The sequence below is a fragment of the Dictyobacter formicarum genome (assembly GCF_016587435.1).
Window position 1 is genome coordinate 464,004 of sequence record NZ_BNJJ01000004.1, and the last position, 15,609, is coordinate 479,612.

11 protein-coding genes and 1 pseudogene are annotated in these 15,609 nt (G+C 51.8%); 4 read left to right on the top strand and 8 right to left on the bottom strand.

Features of this window, described 5'->3' with window-relative positions:
- Positions 1-232: 232 nt before the first annotated feature.
- The 3 genes from JMI88_RS09550 to JMI88_RS09560 form a co-directional block, all read right to left on the bottom strand.
- Entirely contained in the window at positions 233-1,882 is a 1,650-nt protein-coding gene (locus tag JMI88_RS09550; RefSeq protein WP_201361572.1) for an efflux permease Rv1217c-related protein, read from the bottom strand.
- Positions 1,869-2,798 carry an ABC transporter ATP-binding protein gene (locus JMI88_RS09555; RefSeq protein ID WP_201361573.1) on the bottom strand — a complete coding sequence of 310 codons (930 nt, stop codon included), beginning with the start codon at positions 2,796-2,798 and terminating at the stop codon, positions 1,869-1,871. The genes JMI88_RS09550 and JMI88_RS09555 overlap by 14 nt, the downstream gene beginning before the upstream one ends.
- 309 nt (positions 2,799-3,107) lie before the next feature.
- Positions 3,108-3,695: a hypothetical protein gene (locus tag JMI88_RS09560; protein WP_201361574.1), complete on the bottom strand. Its 588-nt coding sequence runs from the start codon at positions 3,693-3,695 to the stop codon at positions 3,108-3,110.
- A 496-nt stretch (positions 3,696-4,191) separates the two neighbouring features.
- Here JMI88_RS09560 and JMI88_RS09565 point away from each other — a divergent pair, with 496 nt between their 5' ends.
- Together JMI88_RS09565 and JMI88_RS09575 are read left to right on the top strand one after the other, a co-directional pair.
- A complete protein-coding gene (locus JMI88_RS09565) occupies positions 4,192-5,436 on the top strand; it encodes a S53 family peptidase (protein ID WP_201361575.1) in 1,245 nt (414 codons plus the stop codon).
- Between the two features lie 216 nt (positions 5,437-5,652).
- Positions 5,653-7,076, top strand: a pseudogene (locus JMI88_RS09575) (spinster family MFS transporter).
- 157 nt (positions 7,077-7,233) lie between these two features.
- On the opposite strand, the gene JMI88_RS09580 reads toward JMI88_RS09575, so the two are convergent.
- The 4 genes from JMI88_RS09580 to JMI88_RS09595 form a co-directional block, all read right to left on the bottom strand.
- Complete coding sequence (locus tag JMI88_RS09580; RefSeq protein WP_201361578.1) at positions 7,234-8,115, bottom strand: carbohydrate ABC transporter permease; 882 nt, start codon at positions 8,113-8,115, stop codon at positions 7,234-7,236.
- A 1-nt stretch (position 8,116) separates the two neighbouring features.
- Positions 8,117-9,064 carry a carbohydrate ABC transporter permease gene (locus tag JMI88_RS09585; protein ID WP_201361579.1) on the bottom strand — a complete coding sequence of 316 codons (948 nt, stop codon included), beginning with the start codon at positions 9,062-9,064 and terminating at the stop codon, positions 8,117-8,119.
- 50 nt (positions 9,065-9,114) lie between these two features.
- A complete protein-coding gene (locus JMI88_RS09590; RefSeq protein WP_201361580.1) occupies positions 9,115-10,482 on the bottom strand; it encodes an extracellular solute-binding protein in 1,368 nt (455 codons plus the stop codon).
- Positions 10,483-10,760: 278 nt separating this feature from the next.
- Complete coding sequence (locus JMI88_RS09595; RefSeq protein ID WP_201361581.1) at positions 10,761-12,242, bottom strand: alpha-N-arabinofuranosidase; 1,482 nt, start codon at positions 12,240-12,242, stop codon at positions 10,761-10,763.
- Between the two features lie 285 nt (positions 12,243-12,527).
- Here JMI88_RS09595 and JMI88_RS09600 point away from each other — a divergent pair, with 285 nt between their 5' ends.
- Complete coding sequence (locus JMI88_RS09600) at positions 12,528-13,547, top strand: LacI family DNA-binding transcriptional regulator (protein WP_201361582.1); 1,020 nt, start codon at positions 12,528-12,530, stop codon at positions 13,545-13,547.
- A 75-nt stretch (positions 13,548-13,622) separates the two neighbouring features.
- On the opposite strand, the gene JMI88_RS09605 is transcribed toward JMI88_RS09600, so the two are convergent.
- Complete coding sequence (locus tag JMI88_RS09605; protein WP_201361583.1) at positions 13,623-14,456, bottom strand: alpha/beta fold hydrolase; 834 nt, start codon at positions 14,454-14,456, stop codon at positions 13,623-13,625.
- Positions 14,457-14,664: 208 nt separating this feature from the next.
- On the opposite strand from JMI88_RS09605, the gene JMI88_RS09610 reads away from it, so the two are divergent.
- The gene (locus JMI88_RS09610; RefSeq protein WP_201361584.1) at positions 14,665-15,570 is read left to right on the top strand and encodes a LysR substrate-binding domain-containing protein; all 906 of its coding nucleotides are present in this window, start codon (positions 14,665-14,667) and stop codon (positions 15,568-15,570) included.
- Positions 15,571-15,609: the final 39 nt, after the last annotated feature.

The following is a 15,609-nucleotide window of genomic DNA, read 5'->3' on the forward strand; positions in this document are numbered from 1 at the left end:
CCAATAGAACCTTTTTTTGTTGTCCTGCTGGCTGATGAGCGGAAACATGACATCATTTCTTGAACATTTTCACGCGTGAGCGAGAAATCGGGCGAAAGGCCCGAACCTATGGGTGCCATTATTTTTGATGTGTTTCGATGGTCCATGCGATGGAACATTCAAAAAACATGATCCCAATAGGTTCGGGCCTTGCGCCCGATTTCTCCTTTGACGAGCGATCCCGCCATCCCCGTTAGCGTCCGATGTCCTTGCGCATAAAGCGTATTGAAGCGAGCGCCAGCGCAATGACGGTCACCGCTAGCACGCCCAGAGTATCCCCAAGTGGCAAGCCGTGGATCAACGGAGCACCATAATAATAGAAGGCAGATAGCTTTAGTGTCGTTTCAGGCCAATTCAACTCTGGCCCCACAAAGGTAATGAAGAACCAGATTACCAGCAAGAAGCTTAAAAGGCCAGTGTCCACAGCTGTTCGCAGCCAGCCGGCCAGCAGATAGCCAAGAGCGGCAATCAGCAATCCGAGCGGAATAATCGACAGAGTCGCAGCGGCCAGATTACCGTTATCAAGCGTCAGACCAGAAGCAAGCGAAGACAAGGACGTAGCGGCCAGCGTCACCAGGCCCATGAACACAGTAGCGGTAGTAAGTGCTCCGAAGCGTGCCAGCAAGACTGTCAGGCGCGCTTGTGGCGTTGCCAGCACCATTTCATGCAGACCATCCTCTTCATCCGCGGACCAGCGGTTGGCCTGGGTAACAGCAAAGGTCATGATGAGTAGAGGTAACAGAATGAAGAGGGTGCTGAGCAAGGCAGCATTAGTAGCGACATCGTTACCACCAACTTTTGTGATCAGATCTTTCAGCAGCGGCGAGCTCTGGTAAATCGAGGATAGCTTATCCTCGGTTTGTTTGACGATTACGACTACCCATGCAGCAAATCCAGCGATACCCAGCGTCCACCATAAGGCTGGAACCAGGATCATCCCCAGGCTGCGTGTGTAGACAGAGCGCAGAGACCAGGCATTCACCGGTAGAGCCTGTTCTGGTCGCACGCTTCTCTCGGGCAAGCGTAGCCAGCGTGGCAATGGCACCGTTCCTCCGACATCGCGCAGCGCAAAGAGGCTTAGCGCCGCCCCGCTCAACACAAGGCTCAAGGCTAGAAGAACTACTAGCGCGCCATAATTGGTACCATACGAAGGGATGAGAGGTTTGCTCAGGTTATAGTAGTAGACGGGCGAAAAACGGCTGATCCATTCAGTGTTGGGGATGACACGATGAAGCATATCTATCACGATAAAGATCAGCAATAAGGCCCCGGTCACCCCAGAGGCCGTGCCACGTTCCTGCGCAAACTGCGAGAGCAGTAGCGCGATAGATCCAAAGACGCCAGCAACCAGCACCACGTCCAGGCCAAAGAACAAGCCATCGGCCAGGCTAAAGCCCGCGTTGACATGCTGACCACCCGCGAAGGACAGCAGGCCGATCAGCAGCCCCATCCCCAGCAAAGCGGTCCAGATGGCCGCCAGCTTTTCCAGCGCGACACGCCAGCGTCCACGTGGTAACGATAGCAGGGCATCCATAGAGCCGCGTTCCTCTTCGCCGCGCAACAGGCGACTGCAGGCAATGAGCGGCCAGATTGCTATGATCAGGATCGTAAAACCATATTTAAAGGTCGCATAGCCGCCCGGTGTATCTACCGCTACTGGCTCAGCCAGCCAGTTATACGAGCTAGCCAGGCTGACAAGCGAGGCACGCGCCTGTGGTGTTTCCACCAGTGAAGGATAGGCAGAGAGGACCGCGTATATAAGCAGGCCAATGCCCACACCCCAGCCCAGAATGGCGATGCGCGCCTCGCGCAAAGTCTTGAGATAGATACTAGTGAACCACATGACTGGCCTCCCTGTTGACTACGCCGTCGCCTTCGTAGTAGCGCATAAAGATGTCTTCCAGACTGGGTTCGTGGCTGGTCAAACTCATAACGGGATACCTGGCCGCCGCTTTGATCACCGCGTCCGCCTGACCCTGCACAAAGAGTCGCACGGCATGACCATCGGCCAGCGTTTCTACCTGCTCTACCCCGTTCAGTTCTTTGAACTCCTCAACAGGCACAACATTGGCAAAGGTAATCGTAATTTCATGGCGCTTAATGTCCTTCAAATCCTCTACCAATCCAACCCGTACCAGCTGACCCTCACGGATGATTGCCACTCGTTTGCAGGTTTGCTCTACCTCGGTCAGGACATGCGAAGAAAGGAAAACCGTGCGCCCGTCATCACGCACTTCTTTAACCATGCGCTCAAACTCTTGCTGGTTCAACGGATCCAGGCCACTGGTTGGTTCATCTAGAATGAGCAGGCGGGGACGATGCATAAAGGCCTGAATGATACCAATTTTGCGCTTATTGCCAGTGGAATAATGGCGGAACTTACGGCTGGGATCAAATTCCATCCGTGCGATCAACTGCTTGAGATACGCCTGGTCGACGCCGCCGCGTAAATGTCCAAAGTACGCCAAAATCTGCCCGCCAGTCAGGCTAGGATCCAGCGAAAGCTCGCCAGGCAGATAGCCGACTAACCGCTTGATCTCTACCGATTGTTGCCAGACATCCAGTCCAGCGATACGGGCCGTGCCTGAGTTAGCGCGCAACAGCGCCATTAGCAAGCGAATCGTCGTCGTCTTGCCCGCGCCATTGGGACCGAGAAAACCAAAGGCCTCACCCTCTTCCACCTGGAAGGAAACATCATTAATACCGCGTTTATTACCATAGCGCTTGGTCAGGCTGTTTACTTCGATCATTGCAGTCATGACACTATCCCCCCTCCTCTTGTGGGGTAATAAAGCTTTTCTTCTGCTATAAATGTCACATTACGAGAATAGCATTGCGTCTGGCCGCATTGGTATGGGTGTTGACAATGCGGGCCATAGATTCTCCTCTCTCTATTAATAGACAGAATATCTGTTTATTAATTAATAGTAATATAGCCCAAGAATAAGGCGCTGTCAATCGTAATAATGCCTTATTCTTGGGCGGTGAAGAGGCGGCTTCTCAGCGCTAAGAATGTGTCCGCATAAGAAATGGGAAAAGCTGCATATAGTATTAAATAGGTGATGATATTATTCCTGAGGTTCGTTTTCCACCGGATAGCGCTCGAAGGCGATATAGATAAGACTATCCCATGCATTGTGGATGCCGATGAACAGGAGCAGTATCGTAACTGCGCCGATGCCAAATAGCGTTGGTACCGGATGGCTGGAGAGTAGCAGTGCCTCCACGATGAGTGCTGTGTAGGAGATGAGCGGAATGACCATATGCCACAGCCAATCTTCCATGACCGGCTTATAGTCATCCTGACGGAGTGTCCGGCGTATAACGATGACAATGTATGCGACCCCTCCCACACCGCAGAGGCCGAGTATAAGGCCCGCATTCCAGAGCACCTGCCACGGAGCGTTGAGCGTTACGGCGATGAGAAGCGCGGCACAGAAATGCACAACGTTCGGCGTGCCGAAGGCCCCAATTGTTACACTGCCCCTGTGCGTCCGCAACCCCGCGATCAAGGTGACCACCACGAACATTAATCCAGTCAACGCCGCAGCAGCGGAGCCTATGATGACGTAAAAGTTTGCCCAACCCGTAAGAGGGGATGCTACAGCCTCTGGCATAATAGAGCTTCCTTTCAATGGATATGCAGATAATGACAATTTATATGCCTCCTCACTAATGGAGAGAGGTAAGGCCGAATAGGTGAAATCGGATATTAAGCTGTTGCATTGGACGGCGTTATGAACCCGCTTGTGGCGAACATCCATCAGTATAACACAATCCCGTAGGTGTGCCCTCGCGGGCACTTCAGGCCTCGCCGCTCGAAAACGCCTCTACGAATTGCTGATCTATTTCTTATAGTTTAGTAGCCCAATATGGCTATGTTTTATTGAATATCAGGATGTGTCAATGTAATTCATGCTATGCTAGTCCCAGCAGTAAGCAAGCAGAGGTTCTTTCGACTCCGCCCGAGGAATAGGCAGGCGTCTTTGAACTAGCTTATCGTGAGTGCAAGGCATCAATGCGTATGCACTTGCAGGCAGTTCCTGGTTCCTCATACTCATGCCCGGCGTAGGATTGCTGTCAGTTGTATAGATGGGAATCGATTAATACGGACAAGAGGTTGTCATGTTGAATTCACGTAAGGAAAAGTATTTGGATGAGAGTGGAGAGAGTACTCCATTGCTCAGCCATTATCAACGAATGTCTATGGTAGGAACGATGACAAGAAAAAAGACCGCCAATATTTTGTTTTTCACGTTGCTGTTGCTTGTTCTATTGGTGCCCGCAACGATCCTTCGCGTCAATAACAGTAGTGCCCTGCAAGCTCCAAACGGACCACTGGGACCCAGACCACGTACCCATACCACGCTAGATACGGCTGCTCTTAGTCGTCTGAAGAAGGCGGCAGTTTCCCCTGGTGGTCTGACTCCGCAAGATTTATGGAAACTGTATAATTTACCGGGTCTCAACGGTGGTAAAGGGCAACTGATTGCTGAAGTAATTGATGGCGCTATCCCAACTATGGAATCGGACCTCAACGCATATAGCCGGCATTTTGGCCTGCCAGCGTGTACCGTTGCCAGTGGCTGTCTAACCATCCGTAACCAGGGTGGACAGCCTATTGCTAAGGGTAGTGATCCTGCAGAAGGTCTTCTGGATGTCGAGATCATGCATGCGATAGCCCCCCAGGCAAAAATTCTGCTGTATTATATGAATTCCGATAATACTTCTATTGCTAAGGGACCATCCGAAATCATCAACACACCAGGACTCAAAGCGATCAACATGAGCTATGGCTTTGATGGTACAGGCAAGCAATTTGCGGCTCTGTATAATAACAATCCCAACCATGTTGCCCTGTTTGGTGCCTCCGGCGACGACGGCTACGGCCAGATTACTCCTCCATCGATCTATCCCGGTGTGATCGCGGTTGGCGGCACGGTCGTTAACGGTACCACTGAAACAGCCTGGGATGGTTCAGGTGGTGGGCTCTCTAACATGTATGCTGAGCCTGCATATCAGCAAAAATACGGTATTCCGCAAGCCAATGGTCTCCGTGGCAATCCAGATGTTTCTGCTGTTGCTGGTACTCCCGTCGCCACCTATGAACTGGGCAAATGGCAGCAAGAGACCGGAACCAGCGTGGCAGCGCCAATCTGGACCGGTATTGCCGCCCTGGTCAATAAACCGATCACCAATGACTTGCTGTATGGCCTGGCAAAGAGCCAGCCCAACTCATTCAAAGACATCACTTCGGGCACAAACGGCAGATGTGGTTTCTACTGCACTGCACGTCCAGGATATGACTATGTCACAGGTTTGGGTTCTCCCAAGAACTTCGTGGCCAATGTCAACGCCCTTACACCTGCTCAGGCTGCCGCGCTTTCACAGCCCTAGCATCCATCCATACACATCCATCTATTCTCCTCGAGAAAGAGGCACCTTCAGTGACGAAGGTGCCTCTTTTACATGTTACTATGCAGGACTGAGAGAGCCGCGTGATATGAGCCATAATTTACCTTATATACAACCGACCTATTATTATGATATGGTAGAGATAGCAAATTCTTTTTAGATATCAATGTATTATGATATTCCTACAGGGAGGTAGATATGAAAAAGATCGTGTCTTCCCAGGATGTATCTGTTACTTCAACAGGTACACGCTCTCGCTATCCACGCTATGTATTTTCGATTTTCTTCACTATCAATCTATTGAACTATCTGGATCGCAATATCTTTACTGGTGCCTCAAATGCTATTGCCAAAGATTTAAGTCTATCTCTAGGTCAGGTTGGCTTCATCGCCTCGGCTTTCTTTGTGGTGTATACCCTTGGTACGATTCCGCTGGGTTTATGGGCTGATCGCGCGCCGCGCAAGAACATTGCTGCTTTGTGTGTCGCGATCTGGAGCGTGGCAACGGCCTGGACCTCACTGGTCTCGAGTTTCATCATGCTCTTTTTGGCGCGTATGGTATTGGGAGTGGGTGAGGCAGGCTACTATCCATCGGGCACCGCATTGCTCAGTGATTTCTATCGCCGTGAGAAGCGTGCGCGGATCATGAGTCTGTGGGGGTCGCACAGTATATCGGTATCTTCGCTGGTTTTGCCATCGGAGGTCTACTGGGTGGTATGGGATTATGGCGCCAGGCCTTTCTGGTGGCATCGTTGCCAGGACTCCTGATGGCTATCCTGGTCTGGCGTATTCGCGAGCCGCGTCGCAATCAGGCCGATGAAGAAGCCATGCTTGAAGAAGAGGGACGTCTCCCATCCATCGAGAAAGAGCAGCCCGCGCTACCGGCGCACATGGCTATTGTGAAGGAATCGATCCTCAAGCAATGCTGGCAACTGCTGCACATCAAAACCCTGCTGGTTCTGACTGTGGTCCAGATCTTTGCCTTCTTTGTGCTCAGCGTTAATGTGACCTACCTTCCATTATATCTACAACAGGGAGACACCTTTCATCTGAGCCAGCAGTTTACGGGCATTTATTCAGGTAGCGTAATTGTCATTGCTGGCATCATTGGCAATCTATCAGGCGGTTATATTTCTGATCGCCTGGGTCGACGCTTTGCCGGGGCGCGCGTGTTGATCTGCGGGCTCAGTTTTCTGATCAGTGCGCCAACCTTTATTGCCGCCGTACTGGCCCGTGATTTCACCCTCTTCACCATCTTCCTCTTCATTACCGTGATTTTATTTTCCATCTACGGAGGGCCCGGCACAGCCGCCACTCAAGATGTCGTACCCTCCTGGCTGCGTTCCTCAGCCATCGCGGTCACCGTGCTGATTGCACACCTGCTTGGTGATGCCTTTGCCCCCGCTATTATCGGCGTCATGGCCACCAATTTCGATCCCACCCACGGGCAACATTTTTTGCACAACATGGCAGGTGGAGAACTGGGACAGGCTATCCTGATCACCTGTGCTCCAGCGTTGGTCATTGCTGGTATCGTTGGCATCGTAGGAGCCCGTTGGTTGCAGCGCGATGTAGAAGCCGCTACGGCCATCGAAAAAGCCGGGCAATCTCAAATATCCTGAGAGCCCTGAACCTAAGGGAACATCCGCTTCGCAAAAGCGACGAGAAAAGATGAAGACCCGCTTTTGGGCACCGCATGGAGGAAGGGGTGATGTCACAATGTGCCCAAAAGCGGGGATACAAGGCCGCCAATCGAGCGCAAGGCCCGAACCTACGGTATTAACCTTTCAATCCTGTACCAGCAATACCTTCGACAATTTGTTTCTGGAAAAACAAGAAAACGATCAAAACCGGGATGCTACCGATGACGGCTGTCGCCATGATCTGTGCATAGCGAATACCGAATGAAGTCTGGACAGTGGCCAGCCCAACCGGCAGGGTCATCATGTTGTTGCCTGTGATGACGATGAATGGCCAGATAAAGTTATTCCACGAGGTAACAAAAGTGAAAATGGCAACGGCGGCAATCGCTGGCCTGGCAAGCGGCATCCAGATGCGCCAGTAAACGTGCAGGCGACTAGCGCCATCTAGAATGGCTGCCTCCTCCAATTCATGTGGAATGCCATCAAAATATTGTTTGAAGATAAAGACAGCAACTGGCGAAGCAATCTGAGGCAAAATGATGCCCCAATAGGTATCCACCATATTGAATACCTGCATCTGGGTAAACAACGGCACGATCAAGATCTGACCGGGAACCATAATGCCCGCCAGAATAATCCAGAAGACCAGGTTACGGCCCTGGAAGCGGACCCGCGAGATGCCGAATGCTGCCAGACTGGCCAGGATGACCGTCAACACACTGACCGCGATCGAGGTCAATGCGCTATTAAATGTCCAGCGCGGCAAATTGCTGGTTGCCAGCGTCGTAACAAACGCATCCAATGTAAAATGGGAGGCGAACCAGGAGACAGGGACTGCTGTGGTTTCACTCTCTGGTTTAATTGCTGTATCAATCGCCCAGGCCAGTGGAATCAGCCAGATCAGCGCCAGCAGGACCAGCAAAGCAAAGGCTGCCCAGTAGGCTACTTTTCCCCGGCGATTGCCAGGTCGGCTGTTCTCTTTTCCAGGAGCTTTAACCTGTATCTGTTGTGCGGCCATCTTACTTCTCCTTCTGCTCACGGCTATACAAAACGAATTGAATAACTGAGACCAGCAAAATGATGATAAAGAAGACATAGGATATGGCCGAGGCATAACCCATGCGGAACGAGGTGAAGCCAGATTCATAGATATACTGAATGATGGAGCGGGTTGAATAGTTAGGACCGCCAGCCGTCAACAGGTATGTCTGGGTAAACAGTTGCAGTGAAGCAATGACCTGCAGGATAACGATCAGGGCCGTGAAACGATTGAGCAATGGGATAGTAATCCAGCGAATACGAGCCCAACTACCGGCCCCATCGATATTGGCGGCCTCATAGAGCTCGCGCGAAATCTGTTGCATGCCAGCCAGGTAGAGTACGAAATTAAAGCCCACAGTCCACCAGACCGTCAAAATGACCACAGAGAGCATCGCAATATGTGTATCACTCAGCCAGGGAACCTCTTGCAAACCGAGGGATGTCAGGGCGCCGTTGATCAAGCCAAAACCAGGTTGATAGAGCCAGCCCCAGATAATAGTAACTACCGACACCGGCAGCACAAAAGGAGCAAAGAAAATGGTGCGGAACAATCCCTGTGCAGGAATCGCTCGATTGACCAGTAGAGCCAGAATGAGCGCGATAACAACCAGAAGCGGCGTGCTGATAATGGTGAAGAGAATAGTATTCCAGAGCGAACTCCACACAGCGGCATCGCCGAATAGCTCCTGGTAGTTCGCAATGCCAAGAAATTGCGTACCGCCCTTGCCGATAGTCCAGTTGAAAAAGCTCATACGGAAGCCAAAAATAATGGGCCAGATCACAAAGATCGCATAAACAATCAAAAACGGTAGTACAAAGCCCAGGCCCACCAGATTGGTACGCCAGCGGTTACGTCTTCTAGCTTCTGCTACGCGTTGTTGTTGAGCGGGTACATTCAAGCCTTCTTTAAGCGATACGTCTGCCATATCAGCTCCTCTCTTTGACAACAATGTCAGCTCGTAAAAGATGTGCTGTACTACACAGGGGCGGGAAGACTCAACAATTTTTGGAGCGCCTTCTTAAACTGATCCAGACCCTGCTTAGTCGTAAATTGTCCCGCTAACACTTGCTGGAAAGCGGCTCCAGCCTGATTTTCCAGTTCTGATCCGGAACCACTGAACCAGGCAATAGGATCAACCGAGACCTCAGCGGCCACGCTAGCATAGTTCGATTGTGGCTTGAGTTGCTTGTATTGACTGTCATTTGTAACTGGCAGATAAGCAGGAATATGTCCACCCTGGGCCCAGGTGAGACTTGTCTTGAGCATATAGCTGATAAACTCAAGTACTGCCGCCCGACTGTTTGGATCGACCGCGCTTTGACGGGGTAAGATAAAAGCATGGGAATCGGCCTGTGCATGGTATTGATCAAACACTTTGGGGAAAGGTACCATGTTGAATTTCAAGCTCTTTTGATTGATAAATGTCGAAACCTCCCATTCACCATTCCAATGGAAGGCAGCCTTACCACTGCCAAAGAGCGCCACGGCACCAGCATAGTCAATTGTCGGGGGAGCGACCTTACTTTTAGTGGTCAGATCGGCCATAAAGGAAAGCGCTTGCTCAGCCTTATTATCATCGATAACCAGCTTTTTGCCATCGGCCGAAAGCGCCTGTCCACCTAATTGAGAATACAGAGAATAGAAGATACGCCAGGGGGTCACACCCTGGACCTCAAATGCCACACCTGCGCTACCTGTCACCTGTTGGGCACGTTTAAACGCATCAATGATAGCGGTAGTGCCCTCCAGCGGCTTGAGATTGCCAGCTCCATCGAGCAGACCAGCTTTTTGACAGATATCGACGTTATAGTACATCACAAAGGGATGGGTATCGAGAGGAATGGTATAGAGTTTGCTATTGTAGTGGGCGCGTTCCCAGATATTTGGCAGGAATTTATCCTCAGTAATCCCAACCTTTGCCAGTTCATTCAGATCAAAGGGGTCCAGTAGATCCTGGGCAGCATAGATGGGAACACGCGTCATATGCGAGATGGCCACATCGGGAGGGCGACCACCGGCAGCCGCCATAGCCAATTTCGTATAGTACGGAGCACCCCAGGCAAGCGTCACCGATTCAAGCTTAATATTTGGGTGACTCTTGCTAAAGCTATCCTCCATTTGCACCATACGTACGCCGTCGCCGCCGCCAAAAAGGTTCCAATACGTAATGTTGGCACTTAGTTGTCCGGCATTCACTGTGGGAGTGCCGCAGGCATTGAGCAGAGCCAGTGCCGCTGTGCTGCCAAGTCCTAGAGCTGTGGTGCGTTGCAAAAATTGGCGCCGCGTCATATCCGTGGCTTTGTCATGCCGCACGCCAGATAATGAATGAGGTTCTGTTGTCATGGAGCTTCCTCCTGAAAAATATCGCAAACATTGCTACTACAGCGCTACAGTGAACTGTAAGAGATAATCGAGGCCAGCTATGCTACCACAACGCTGCCCTTGCAACGTTGCAGAGCGGTGATGATGTACCAGCCAGGTTGTTATGCTCGTATGGTTAATAGGAGGACTGTAAGAAAGATACCGCGTTGGATGATGGCTGTTTCCTTAAATGTGGAGAGGAAGGAGTAGAAGCTGGAAGGCTTGAACTCCTTGAGCCTCTTCCACATCGGGTGGATACATTATTCCATATGTAAACGTAGGATGGTGAGCGAGTGGGCTGGAAAGGTATACGTGAGGTTTCCGCCCTCAAGCTCTAGCTGGCGCTCCTGTACAATAACGGCGTCCGGTTGCTCGAAAGAATTGGTGCTGGATGGATCAGTTGCGTTGACCTCATACACCTGGCCCCTGGTAATGGTTGCAGGATCGGCAAACTGGATCGTGGTGGTATGGTCCTGCTCCAGATCACGGTTCACAACGGCGATTGCCAGCTCATGGCCATCTGGATCGCTGGTAACTGTCACGTCTAAGGCCTTAAAGGGTCCAAGCGCAGCAATAGAGTTCGACCCGCGTGAGCGCTCCTGGTCTGCTGTCAACGTTAATTGCTTGCAATCGACATGGACATCCAGCGTTACCTCTTGCATCTGTTCCGCATAGAGACGGAGTGGATGATAGATGGTCTGCAGGAACAAGCCTTCTTTGCTGGTAAAAATAGGAGCGATCACATTGACGAGCTGGGCCAGGTTGGCCATTTTGACGGTATCGCTATGGCGGACAAAACTATTGAGGTAAGAAGAGACCGCCAGGGCATCGGCCAGATTATAGCGCTCTTCAAGGGCGCTTTCTGCGCTGCGTTGCCGAAACCAGACATTCCACTCGTCATACGCAATATGGATAGGATGGCTGATCTGCTGGTTGAATCGTACACGATCGATAGTGGCCCGACAGCTTTCCAGGGCAAAATCGACCAGCGCCGGAGCCAGCACATTGCTGTAGTAATCATCGCTGCCAGTATAGAGATGAAGGCTATAGTAATCAATCAGTGGCGCTAAACCAGCGATCACCGTCTGGTCCCATTCCGTCCAACCTGTTTCACCGCAGCCAACCAACTGAATGCTGGGATCTGTCCACTTCATCACTTTGGCAAACTCGCGCGCCTTTTTGACATAATCTTCCGCGCTCAAGCGGCCAATCTGCCAGGAACCATACATTTCATTGCCCAATCCCCAATATTTGACATTATAGGGTTCAGGATGACCATTCTGGCGGCGCAGATTAGCCCAGTAGGTATCGCCAGTGCCATTACAATATTCGACCCAGGAGCGTGCCTCGTCCATTGTGCCCGTGCCCATGTTCACACAGATGTAAGGCTCAATGTTCATCACCTCGCAGTAGCGCATAAACTCATCGGTGCCAAAGCGATTGCTTTCCACCGAATGCCAGGCCAGCTCCAGCTGGCGTGGACGCCGATCAACTGGACCAATACCGTCGGTCCAGTGATAGCCGCTCACGAAATTGCCGCCGGGCCAGCGTAAAATAGGAAGATGGAGAGCCTGGACCGCTTCCATGACATCTTTGCGGAAGCCATGCTCATCGCTGAGAGGTGAGCCCTCCTCATAGATACCACCGTAAATACAGCGACCAAGATGTTCGACGAAGCCACCATAAATATTTTTATCAACGCTTCCAATGCGACGGGCCGCATCAATTTTTATGAGTGCCAAATGCTTCCTCCTTGCGTTTTGTCACAACCTTGTCACAAATAATGGGTGTTCAAGCATCTGCAGATGATTGCTTTGCAACGTTGCAAGAAACATAACATATAAAAATCACGTTTGTCAATGTTATGCATGCCTTAATTCTGGCTTTTGTTGACGGAAAAATCGCCTTGATGTTATAGTGAGGATAACGTTGCAAAGCCGCCGTATCTTGCACCTGTTTCGGCTTTCCGACCTGTTTGATCTCTGCTACAATAGGTGCACATTTGATTAGAATGATGGTGGTGATCTTTGGCTGTTACACTAAAGGATGTCGCGCTCAGGGCTGGAGTCTCAATCCGAACCGTCTCGAATGTGGTGAATAACTATCCGTATGTTACCCCTGAGATGCGTGAGCGGGTCAAAAAAGCCCTCGAGGAACTACACTATCAACCAAACCTCTCAGCCAGGTATCTACGCAAGGGGAGTTCCGGTATTATTGCCTATGCGATACCAGATTTGAGCAATGTCTATTTTTCTGAGATCGGTGAAGCAATTATTAAGGCAGGCCGTGAACGCTCCTATACCGTCTTAATTGATCGCACAAAAGGAAGAGAGAGCGAGCGCCAGGTTTTGCAAGGGCTTACGCCGCACCTGATTGACGGCGTTATTTTGAGTCCCTTTGCCTCAGAGCCAGAGGACCTGGCTCCCCGCGCTGGATCGATCCCTATCGTGTTGTTGGGTGATCGCATTTACGAGGTCCCCTATGATCACGTGACATATGACAATATTGCGACTGCGCGTACGGCCACGCAACACCTGATCGGCCTGGGCCGCAAGCATATCGCCGCTATTGGTGTGCAGGAATCCGACTCGCATGAGACCGAGACGTCACGCCTGCGTCTGCGAGGTTATACCGAAGCGTTAACCGAGGCCGGTTTACCTGTTGATCCTCATCTTATCGTCCGAGGGTTGCCTCTCTTCAATCGCAACAATGGAGCTAAAGCGCTGCGGCAGTTGCTGGCCCTCGATACGCCGCCGGATGGCATTTTTTGCTTTAACGACCACCTGGCCCTGGGAGTGATGCGAGCCATTCATGAAGCGGGATATCGTGTGCCTGAAGATATCGCTGTTGTCGGTTTTGATGATATTGAAGATAGCCGCTATTCCATCCCCTCACTTACCACCATCTCACCCGACAAAGAGAAAATCGGCTACCTTGCGACGACCTTCCTGTTGGGGCGTATCGATGGCACACGTACCGGACCTCCTGAACGCGTTGAAGTGCCCTGTCAGCTCATCGTGCGCGAAAGCACGACCGTAACCTCATAGATCGGAGCTTGCCTCCTAGGTGCGTCCGTCCCCATTTGCTTTCTTGCAAATGGGGAATTTGGAGGCGGAGCAAGCTCATGGTGTGTCCTGGATGAACTGACGGATGGTGTGCGCGAGTGTGTCAGGTTGGTCAAGAGGGATGAGCGTAAAGCTATCAGTGATCTCCTTCAACCGTGCATTGGGTAGGAGTGCGGCTAGCCGCCGTCCGTGTTCAGGGGGCATCAGACGATCCTCTTTGGCCCAGACGACGAGGGCTGGACGATCAAAAGAGCGCAGACGCTCAGCCGCAGTGAGCAGGTCGCTCTTGTTGGAGTGACGCAGATACTTCAGGAGATCGCGGCGGATCTCTTGTTTGCTCAACAGTGGGCGCAACCAGGCGTCGGTGATCTCGTGAGGGATTGGTCGCTTCGTCATCAATCCAAAGGCCAACGGCAGGCGGCGCAATGCGCGGAGACGCAGGGGCTGGGCGAGGAAGTTCAGACCTCCCGGCAATCTGGCAGCAAACGTTATCGTGTGCCCGGGCAGTCCGGATGGGATGTTCTCGAAGGCTTCACATGAGGTGATCACCAGCCGTGCCAGACGCTCAGGATATTCGCCTGCCGTGGCCTGGAAAACTCCCAGGTCGTTGCCAACCAGGGTTACCTCACGCAGGTCCAGGGCCTCCAGAAACTCGGCCTGAAGCTTCGCAAGGCCGTGGAACGAGAGATCGGCGTCTGCCCGCATGGGCTGCCGATGACTGCCGACAGGCAGCGTCGGCACCACACAGCGGTAGTCGGTGCGCAGTTCGCGAACGACGTGACGCCACAATGAGTCATCCATAAGCAACCCGTGCTGCAGGACGATAATGGGACCGCTGCCATCTGTGTCCTCATACTCGATGATCCCTGTTGAGAGTTCGATTTCTTGCATATTTATATCTTCTCCATATTTATTTGTGCCTCTTCTAGTGTCTACGGAGGGAACAGATGTCTCCCTCTTGTTGAAATACACCATACAGGATATACTATCCCTTGTCCAACACTTATTCTTGTCTCATTAACACTTGTGTGATACATAATGACAGGAACGAAAGCGGGACCGTTCGCACCTTTACTTTAAAGGTGGAGGGAAATCTCACATGGAGCTTCGTCACCTGCGCTATTTTGTCGCCGTCGCCGAAGAATTACACTTTGCTCGTGCTGCCGAGCGATTACACATGGCTCAACAGCCTCTGAGTTTTCAAATCAAACAACTAGAAGAAGAACTTGGGGTGACGCTTTTTCGGCGCACAACGCGCCGGGTCGAATTGACTGATGCGGGGCGCGCCTTGCTCACAGAGGTCTACGCCGCGCTTGCTCACCTGCGCCAGGGAGTTGAAACAGCCAGGCGCGTGGAGCGAGGAGAAACGGGGTCGTTAGTGATTGGCTATGCGAGCATGGCCCTCTACAATCTGGTGCCCCCGGCCGTGCACCTCTTTCGCGAGCGCTTTCCCGATGTACAAGTCACATTGCGTGAGTTATGTTCCCCTGATCTTGAAGAGCAGCTTTTAGAGGGTGCTTTCGATGTTGGTCTTGCTATACAAGGAATGCACGATCCTGAACTGATCTATGAGACAGTCCTGCGTGAGCAGGCGACGGTTGCCATTCCGAAAAACCATCCGCTTGGAAGACAGGCACAGATTCCGCTGCGAGCCCTGGCTTCGGAACCATTTGTGATGTATGAGCGCACACAACGATCGTTGATCCACAATCAAATCATGGCGATGTGTCGGGAAGCTGGTTTTAGCCCCAACGTTGTCCAGGAAGCGGCATCCGAGCAGGCCGTGATCGGATTAGTTGCGGCAGGAGTGGGGGTCTCGTTGGTTTCGGCCTGCATGAGCGGATTACGCACGGATGAAGTAGCCTATCGGCCACTCATTGATCCGGAGACTTCGGTCGAGTATGCCGTTGTCTGGAAACGAGAGAATTCCTCGCCTTTCGTTAAGGCATTTCTGAACATTGCCAGGGATGTCTCCCAACACGCTGGCCCTGGCTCAAAGAAATGACGAACTCCCGTTTTCGATTCTTTCTGCGTTTCCTTTTTC

Excerpts from the sequence above, each read along its gene's own strand:
- JMI88_RS09605 (WP_201361583.1), bottom strand. The coding sequence starts at position 14,456 with ATGCAAGAAATCGAACTCTCAACAGGGATCATCGAGTATGAGGACACA.
- JMI88_RS09585 (WP_201361579.1), bottom strand. The coding sequence starts at position 9,064 with ATGGCAGACGTATCGCTTAAAGAAGGCTTGAATGTACCCGCTCAACAA.
- JMI88_RS09555 (WP_201361573.1), bottom strand. The coding sequence starts at position 2,798 with ATGACTGCAATGATCGAAGTAAACAGCCTGACCAAGCGCTATGGTAAT.
- JMI88_RS09590 (WP_201361580.1), bottom strand. The coding sequence starts at position 10,482 with ATGACAACAGAACCTCATTCATTATCTGGCGTGCGGCATGACAAAGCC.
- JMI88_RS09610 (WP_201361584.1), top strand. The coding sequence starts at position 14,665 with ATGGAGCTTCGTCACCTGCGCTATTTTGTCGCCGTCGCCGAAGAATTA.
- JMI88_RS09580 (WP_201361578.1), bottom strand. The coding sequence starts at position 8,115 with ATGGCCGCACAACAGATACAGGTTAAAGCTCCTGGAAAAGAGAACAGC.
- JMI88_RS09550 (WP_201361572.1), bottom strand. The coding sequence starts at position 1,882 with ATGTGGTTCACTAGTATCTATCTCAAGACTTTGCGCGAGGCGCGCATC.